Annotated in this window: 9 protein-coding genes; 3 read left to right on the top strand and 6 right to left on the bottom strand. The window is 70.3% G+C overall.

Going from position 1 to position 6,829, the window contains the following annotated elements:
- Nucleotides 1-492, top strand: a 492-nt coding sequence (locus tag ASE44_RS11305) for an HNH endonuclease signature motif containing protein (RefSeq protein ID WP_162235749.1), incomplete at its 5' end; no start/stop codon positions are given.
- 425 nt (nucleotides 493-917) lie between these two features.
- Here ASE44_RS11305 and ASE44_RS11300 read toward each other — a convergent pair.
- On the bottom strand, nucleotides 918-2,429 hold the full coding sequence (locus tag ASE44_RS11300; RefSeq protein ID WP_056779820.1) for a serine hydrolase: 1,512 nt from the start codon (nucleotides 2,427-2,429) through the stop codon (nucleotides 918-920).
- A gap of 46 nt (nucleotides 2,430-2,475) precedes the next feature.
- Nucleotides 2,476-2,760, bottom strand: coding sequence for a MerR family transcriptional regulator (locus tag ASE44_RS11295; RefSeq protein WP_056009556.1), 285 nt, complete (start codon nucleotides 2,758-2,760; stop codon nucleotides 2,476-2,478).
- Nucleotides 2,761-2,919: 159 nt separating this feature from the next.
- Between ASE44_RS11295 and ASE44_RS11290 the strand changes: the two genes are divergently transcribed.
- Both ASE44_RS11290 and ASE44_RS11285 read left to right on the top strand, forming a co-directional pair.
- Nucleotides 2,920-3,342 carry an Hsp20/alpha crystallin family protein gene (locus tag ASE44_RS11290; protein ID WP_056009554.1) on the top strand — a complete coding sequence of 141 codons (423 nt, stop codon included), beginning with the start codon at nucleotides 2,920-2,922 and terminating at the stop codon, nucleotides 3,340-3,342.
- A gap of 105 nt (nucleotides 3,343-3,447) precedes the next feature.
- Nucleotides 3,448-3,777: a hypothetical protein gene (locus ASE44_RS11285; RefSeq protein WP_056009552.1), complete on the top strand. Its 330-nt coding sequence runs from the start codon at nucleotides 3,448-3,450 to the stop codon at nucleotides 3,775-3,777.
- Nucleotides 3,778-3,803: 26 nt separating this feature from the next.
- On the opposite strand, the gene ASE44_RS11280 is transcribed toward ASE44_RS11285, so the two are convergent.
- The 4 genes from ASE44_RS11280 to ASE44_RS11265 are packed head-to-tail and all read right to left on the bottom strand — an operon-like array spanning nucleotide 3,804 to nucleotide 6,634.
- A complete protein-coding gene (locus tag ASE44_RS11280) occupies nucleotides 3,804-4,778 on the bottom strand; it encodes a hypothetical protein (protein ID WP_157579905.1) in 975 nt (324 codons plus the stop codon).
- A 38-nt stretch (nucleotides 4,779-4,816) separates the two neighbouring features.
- A complete protein-coding gene (locus ASE44_RS11275; protein ID WP_056779811.1) occupies nucleotides 4,817-5,569 on the bottom strand; it encodes an enhanced serine sensitivity protein SseB C-terminal domain-containing protein in 753 nt (250 codons plus the stop codon).
- Nucleotides 5,570-5,609: 40 nt separating this feature from the next.
- Entirely contained in the window at nucleotides 5,610-6,302 is a 693-nt protein-coding gene (locus ASE44_RS11270; RefSeq protein WP_056781119.1) for a cation transporter, read from the bottom strand.
- The gene (locus ASE44_RS11265) at nucleotides 6,299-6,634 is read right to left on the bottom strand and encodes a helix-turn-helix transcriptional regulator (RefSeq protein ID WP_056009546.1); all 336 of its coding nucleotides are present in this window, start codon (nucleotides 6,632-6,634) and stop codon (nucleotides 6,299-6,301) included. The genes ASE44_RS11270 and ASE44_RS11265 overlap by 4 nt, the downstream gene beginning before the upstream one ends.
- Nucleotides 6,635-6,829 lie beyond the last annotated feature (195 nt).

Raw genomic sequence — 6,829 nt, 5'->3', positions numbered from 1 at the left:
GAAGTGCAGGAACACATCAAGCCCACCGTGCAGATCACCGTCCCGGCGCTCAGCATGGCCGGCGTCTCCGACGCACCCGCAACCCTCGACGGATACGGGCCGATCGACCCGGAGACCGCAGCGCGGATCGCGGTGAACGCACCCTCCTTCACCCGGATCCTCGTCCAGCCCGAAACCGGAGCCGTCCTCTCCGTTGGGCGGAATCAGTACCGGGTGCCAGCCGATCTCCAACGGGCGGTGCGCCTCCGAGACGGCACCTGTCGGGCACCCGGCTGCGGCCGCCGCGCCAGGGCCTGCGACCTCGACCATTCCATCGCCTGGCAGGAGGGCGGTACAACGGATGTCGGCAATCTCGCCTGCCTGTGCCGACATCACCACCGGATGAAGCACCTCCCCGGGTGGAACCTCGACCACCGGCCGGGCGGTGTCCTCGACTGGACGACACCCGACGGCAAACACCACCGAACGACGCCGGACCCCGCACCGTTCTGACCGTTACCGGTCCCTGGGCTGCGCCGCACTGAGCCTGTCGAAGTGTCGAAGGGTTCCTCGTGCGCACTTCGACAGGCTCAGTGACCGGAGTCGAGCGCGCGCACAGGCAGGACGCTGCCTGTGTCCCTCAACACTTCGACAGGCTCAGTGACCGGCGGGAGCGGCCCCGGAACGTCCCGTTCCGAGCCCGCCGAAGGGCGCCCCGAACGCACTTCGACGTGCTCGTGACCGGCGGACGTGTGCGCCGAACGTCCCGCTCCCTGAGCTTGTCGAAGGGTTCCTCGTGCGCACTTCGACAGGCTCAGTGACCGGGGCGAGGTGTGCTCAGTGCTCGGCGGAGGTGTGGCCGGATCAGCTCGGTCCCTGAGCTCGTCGAAGGGCGGCAGGCCTGCCCCTCGACTCCCCAGCCTGCCGCCGGCGTCAGATCACCAGACGGACGAACCGCTACCGTCGACGACCTCACTCGGACGCCGCACCTCGGCGAGCCGCGACGTCCGCAGCGGCGTCGTCTCCCACCAGGCGTCGAAGGTGCCCGCCGCCGGATCGACGACGAGATGCATCCGATGCGGAGTCTCGACGAAGATCACCTCGACCCGCAGCACGCCACCGTCGGCACCCCACCCGGCACTCGCCACGACCGGCCCGTGCGTCCGCCACTCGCCGAAACCGGGGGCGACCTCCACCCGATCATCACCCTCGTGCACGACCAGCAGCACCTGATCCCCATCACCCGACGCCACCTCGAGGGCCGTCAGCTGCGGCAGGGCGGAACCGGGATCGGCCGCGAACGTCCGCCCGACGAGCTCGCGGAACGATTCCTCCGATGCCCCGGGCTCCTCGTCGGAACCGTCCTGATCTCCCGACACCGTCGTCACCCCGACCGGCGGCAGCGCCAGGCCGGCGAGTCGCTCGAGCAGCGCCTGATCCGCGTCCGTGTTCGCGCCCGCGTCCGTGCTCACGCCCTCCACCGACGACGTCTCATCACCACGCCCGAACGCCGGCAAGAGGTGCTCCCACGCGGCGTTCAAGACGGCCTGCATGTCGAGGCTCTGACCGGTCACCGCCAGGACGACGTCGTGCTCCGGCAGGACGACGCAGTACTGGCCGTACGCACCATCGCCTCGGAACCCGTGGCGCGCGATCCAGAACTGGAACCCGTACCCCTGCGCCCAATCCGACTCCGGGTCGTCACCGTTCGAGATGTGCGACCTCGTCGCCTCGGCCACCCAGGACTCGGGCAACAGCTGCCGCCCCTCCCAGACGCCGCGCTGCAGGTAGAGCTGCCCGAGCGACGCGATCGCCTCCGTGCGCGCATGCAGGCCGCTGTAGCCGAGCTCGAACCCCTGGTCGTCCCGCTGCCAGTCGAAGTCACCGATGCCGAGTGGGTCGAGCAGGCGGGGGCGCAGGTAGTCGGTGAGCGTCCCGCTGGTGATGCGCTGGATGATCGCCGCGGCCGTGTAGGTGCACGGCTGGTTGTACGCGAAGACGGTGCCGGGGTCCTCGTCGGGCGGCAGGAGCAGGAACCCGCGGACGAGGTTCGTCGGGTCGATCGCCGCCGCCCGCATGATCGTCTCCTCCCGGTGACCACTCGCCATCGCGAGCACATGCCGCACGAGCATGGCGCGGCTCCGGGGGTCGGTCACCTCGGCGTCGAGTTCCGGGAAGTGGCTGATGACGGTGTCGTCGAGGCTGAGGAGTCCCTCCTCGACGGCGAAGCCGACGGCGGTGGAGGTGAAGCTCTTACTCAACGAATACAGCAGGTGCACGCGCTCCGCGGAGTACGGCGCCCACCATCCCTCCGCGACGACCTGCCCGGACCGCAGCAGCGTGAGGCTGTGCGGTTCGACGTTCGGCAGGTGCTCGAGGGCGTCGATGAAGGCTTCGATCCCGGAGGCGTCGATGTGCTGGGCTGACGGAGTGCTTCGCTGCAGGCTCATCCCTCCATGCTGCCACTTGCCGCCACCTGTCGCGCAGCTTCCGCGCTCAGTCCTCGACGGCGTCGAGCCGATCCTGCAGTCCCCGGTTGGCGTCCTCGAGGTCGAGCACCCGGGCGATCCCCGCGATGTTGACCCCGTCGTCACGCAGGTCGGTCACGCGTTTGAGTCGCTCGAGATCGTCCTCGCTGTACCGCCGCGTGCCGCCCTCCGTCCGCGACGGCGTGAGCAGTCCCTTGCTCTCGAACAGCCGCAGGGTCGCCTCGGGAACGCCCGCGAGTTGGGCCGCGACGGCGATGCCGTACACGGGTGTCGTCGAGTCACGCTCAGCCATGCTTGAGATCTCCTGAAAACGAGTTGCAACGGAATCTGCGTTCGATGTATAAAAAATCTACACCACGAAGTGCAGATCCAAAGCCCCGGATCTCCACCTCCTGGACAGCGACAACCGATGAGCCCGACCGTCATCGGGCGACAGGGAAGGAGAACACTCATGGCAATGACCCTCGATCCGATCAGTCAGCTGGACCGCTTCGCAGCCTCCGTGCTGGACTCCGTCCGCGCTCCCCGGCCAATGCCGGTGGACCTCTACCGCGACGGCGACCGCTACGTGATGCTGGCCGACCTCCCCGGCATCGACCCCGGTTCGATCGACGTCGACGTCGACGGCGGCCAGCTCACCATCCGCGCCCAGCGCACGGCCGACAGTCGCGAGGGCGTGCGCTGGCTCGCCCGTGAGCGAGGCGGCGGACACTTCCTCCGGCAGTTCACGCTCGGCGACGGCCTCGACCTCGACGGCATCACGGCGTCGTACGACAGCGGCGTGCTCTCCGTGATCATCCCGGTGAGCGAGCGGGCGAAGCCCCGGAAGATCACCGTCGACTCGGTCGACCACCCGGAGGCGATCAACGCCTGAGCGGCAACCGGCATTCCTCTGAACGAACGGCCAGAACGCCCCACCCACAGCTCCATGGGTGGGGCGTTCGTCTGTCCGGGACCCGACGCTCGCCATACTGGTGGCATGTCCCGTGCCAAGCGCATCGTCGCAGCCTCAGTCCTCCTCGTGATCGCCGCGCTCGGTCTGCTCGCCGCGGCGATGCAGATGACCACGACGTACTACCTGCCCCCGGCGGATGACGACAGCTTCGCCACCGAGCGCGTCGTCGCGTTCGAGCCGGGCGTGGTCGGTACGGTCATCGGCGCGGTGGCGGTCCTGGCGCTGCTGGCACATCTGGTCGTCGTGATCCGGCGGGCGGCACCTCGGATCCAGTGGTTCATCGCCGTCGCGGTCACCATCGCCGCCGTGGTCGGCGCTGTCGTCGTGTCCTTCGCGGACCGCCCCACGGGCTAGCGCGCGTCGGGTCTCTCGCGTCGCCCTCAGCCGAGGAGTTCGTCCAGCAGGGCCCGCGTGGTCTCCTCGCCGGCTCCGGGTGCCCGCAGGCTGACCCAGTCCTCGCCGCGCTGCGCTGTCTCGGACGAATCCTCGTCGCCCACCGGCCCATCGCCGGCGATCGGAGCGTCGTCGCGGAACAGCCACGCACCTCCGGGCAGCACGGTGAACCGGAGCAGCTCGCCCGAGTCCGCGGAGAGCAGGCGGCAGTCGAGGCCGCCGACGCGCGTGAGGGCGTCCTGGGCGAGGTGGTAGCTCGGAGTTGCGGTGCTGACATAGCTCGCGCCCCCGGCACTCGCGCCGAGGATCGCCTGCACCGATGCCTCCGGCAGCGCGGCTGCGCACGAACGCGAGCCGGTGCCGGCGCCCGAGCCGGACGCCACCGGACGCGGGGTCGGTGCCGGCGCCGCCGCGAGCGCGGCCCGGGCGATCTCCTCCGTGCGCTGCCCGTCCGGGTCGTCGAGGCCGACGGTGTCCACCTCGATGAACCGCTCCCCGTCGAGCGCATGGACCGAGCAACCGTCGTCCGAGCACCTGGTCCCGGTGATCTCGCCGACGGTGTCGGTCCAGTCGGTGTGTTCGTACCAGTGGTTGAATGCCGCCCAGTGGTCGACACCCTCGCCGACGAGGCGGATCGTCAGGGCCGCGCCGGTCGCCTCGTCCACCCATGCGCACACGGTGCCGCCGTCCTGGAGGACAGGCGCCTCCGCGATGGACGCCGCCACCGTGGCGGCGCGGTCGCCGAGGAGCGCGGCGACGGCGTCAGGCCCGGCGAGTTGCTCGCAGGCGAGCCCGGGGAAGTCGGAGGCCGGCAGGTCCGGGAGGTCGGTCGACGAGGACTCCGAGGGAGTCGAGCCTGCCGTCGGGCCCCCGGATGCCGTGTCTGGCGACGGCCCGACGCACGCCGTGAGGACCGCGAGGGTGACGCCAGCGACCAGGGCCACCCGTCCGAGACGTCCCACGCGCCCGGCCGCCACGAGCCTCCTGGTCCGCTCGCCGCTCATCCTCGCCGGAACAGTCCGCGCTTGCGGCGGTGGAACGGCGGGACGCCCTGCAGCAGGTGCTTGGTGCCCGGCGCGGCGTACATCACGTCGATCGGCACGCTCGCCGAGTACGTCGCGAGCGCCCGGGCGAGGGCGCCGCTGACGACCTCGCGTGCGTTCGGAGCGCCGACGATGACGAGGAGGTAGCTCTCGTCGAAGGAACCGCCCTCCTGCGGGGTGACCTTCCAGCCCAGGACCGCTTCGTCGACCTCGCGGTACTCGGCGAGGGCCGCCGTCAGTGCCTCGGTCATCCCCGGTGGGACGCGGGCCGGCTGTCCCACCATGACCTCGGTCTCGCGCTCGACCACGCGTGGGGTGAGCACCGCCTCGCCGTCGAGCAGCTGGGCGATCTCGCCCGGGAGGAACTCCTTGCCGTGCGCGGAGTGCGGGTTGAGGACGAGCCTGCGGCCTCGGGTCATCTGCCAGAGGACCCGGCAGGGCAGCGCGAGGATGTTGCGTTCGAAGGTCGGAACGACCTGGAGCGTCTCCTGGAAGCGCTCCTTCGAGGTGTAGAACGGCTGCACCGAGCTGCCGTCAGCGTCGAGGAGGTCAGCCAGGGTCGCCATGCTGTCGTCGGTCACGGTCCCCGCGACGATCACCGTGCTCTCGAGCAGCGCCGTCACGAAGGCCGGCGCCTGGGAGCGGTCGGTCGCGGCTGCGGCGAGGAGGGCTTCGATGTCGGGAGCGTCTGCGGCGTCGGCTGCTGGCATGATTGCAGGCTATCCCGCCCCGGTGAGGTCCTGCACGTGTTCAGCAGCAGTCGCAGGCGTCCGAGCCTTCCGAGGTGAGCGAGGAGACCGGTCGCTTGCACGCGTCGCCTCGCCATGCCTCGAGCCCCTCTTTGACGGCGAAGCCGGCGATCACGAGGGCGGCGACGGCGTCCGCCCAGGCCCAGCCGAGGGTGCTGTTGAGGACCAGTCCGATGAGGACCGCGGCCGACAGGTAGGAGCAGATGAGCGTCTGCTTCGAGTCGGCGACGGCGGACGCGGAGCCGAGCTCGTTCCCGGTCCGGCGCTCGAACAGTGAGAACGCGGGCATGATCACGACGCTGATCGCCGCGAGGACGATACCGACGGTCGAGTGCTCGACGGTGGAGAGGCCGGCCAGTGATCGGACCGCGTCGACCGTGACGAAGGCCGCGAGGCCGAAGAACGACACGGCGATCACCCGGAGGGCGACCCGTTCGCGACGATGCGGCTCCGGGCTCGAGAACTGCCAGGCGACCGCTGCGGCGGACAGCACCTCGACGATCGAGTCGAGACCGAATCCGATGAGGGCAGCCGACGACGCACCGGCCCCGGCGGACAGGGCGACGACCGCCTCGACGACGTTGTAGGCGATCGTCGCGGCCACGATCCACCGGATGCGCCGCTGCAGGGTCGCACGTCTGGCGGGGGTCAGCTGGGCGCGGAGGCGGGGGCTCGGCAGGCCGACGGCACTCATGCGCAGGTGCACTGCTCGCCGGAGCAGCAGTCGGGGTCGACGACCAACACGAGGCGCAGGAGGTCGTCGAGCGCCGGCGCGAGATGCGGGTCCGCCAGGCGGTACCAGGTGTTCCGTCCCTCACGGACGCCTTCGACGAGCCCGCAACCGCGGAGGCAGGCGAGCTGGTTCGACATGACCTGCCGCGAGACACCGAGTGCGTCGGCGAGATCGGACGGGAACGCCGGGGCCTCTCGGAGCGTGAGCAGGATGCGGGCCCGTGTCTCGTCCGACAGGGCGTGCCCGAGTCTCGCGAGCGCAGCGGTGTGCGTCAGGGTCGCGGTCGGTGTCATGGTGTCGGTCACGGAGAAAACAGTACACGCTTGGCTGTATTGACAACAGCTCACGGTGGCCCGAACTGCCGCGTTAGGCGACCCGAAACGCTGACAATCACGCACCTCGGCTTGCCGCTCACCTGTCGCCCTGGCAACGTTGACGGGTCCTCGAGGCGCCCCGCCCGACCACGGTTCCGCGTGCAGGACGCCCCG

Source organism: Plantibacter sp. Leaf1 (assembly GCF_001421315.1).
In the GTDB taxonomy this organism is placed as follows: Bacteria; Actinomycetota; Actinomycetes; order Actinomycetales; family Microbacteriaceae; genus Plantibacter.
The sequence above is the reverse complement of the archived record's forward strand: the minus strand, read 5'-3'. Positions and strand labels throughout refer to the sequence as shown.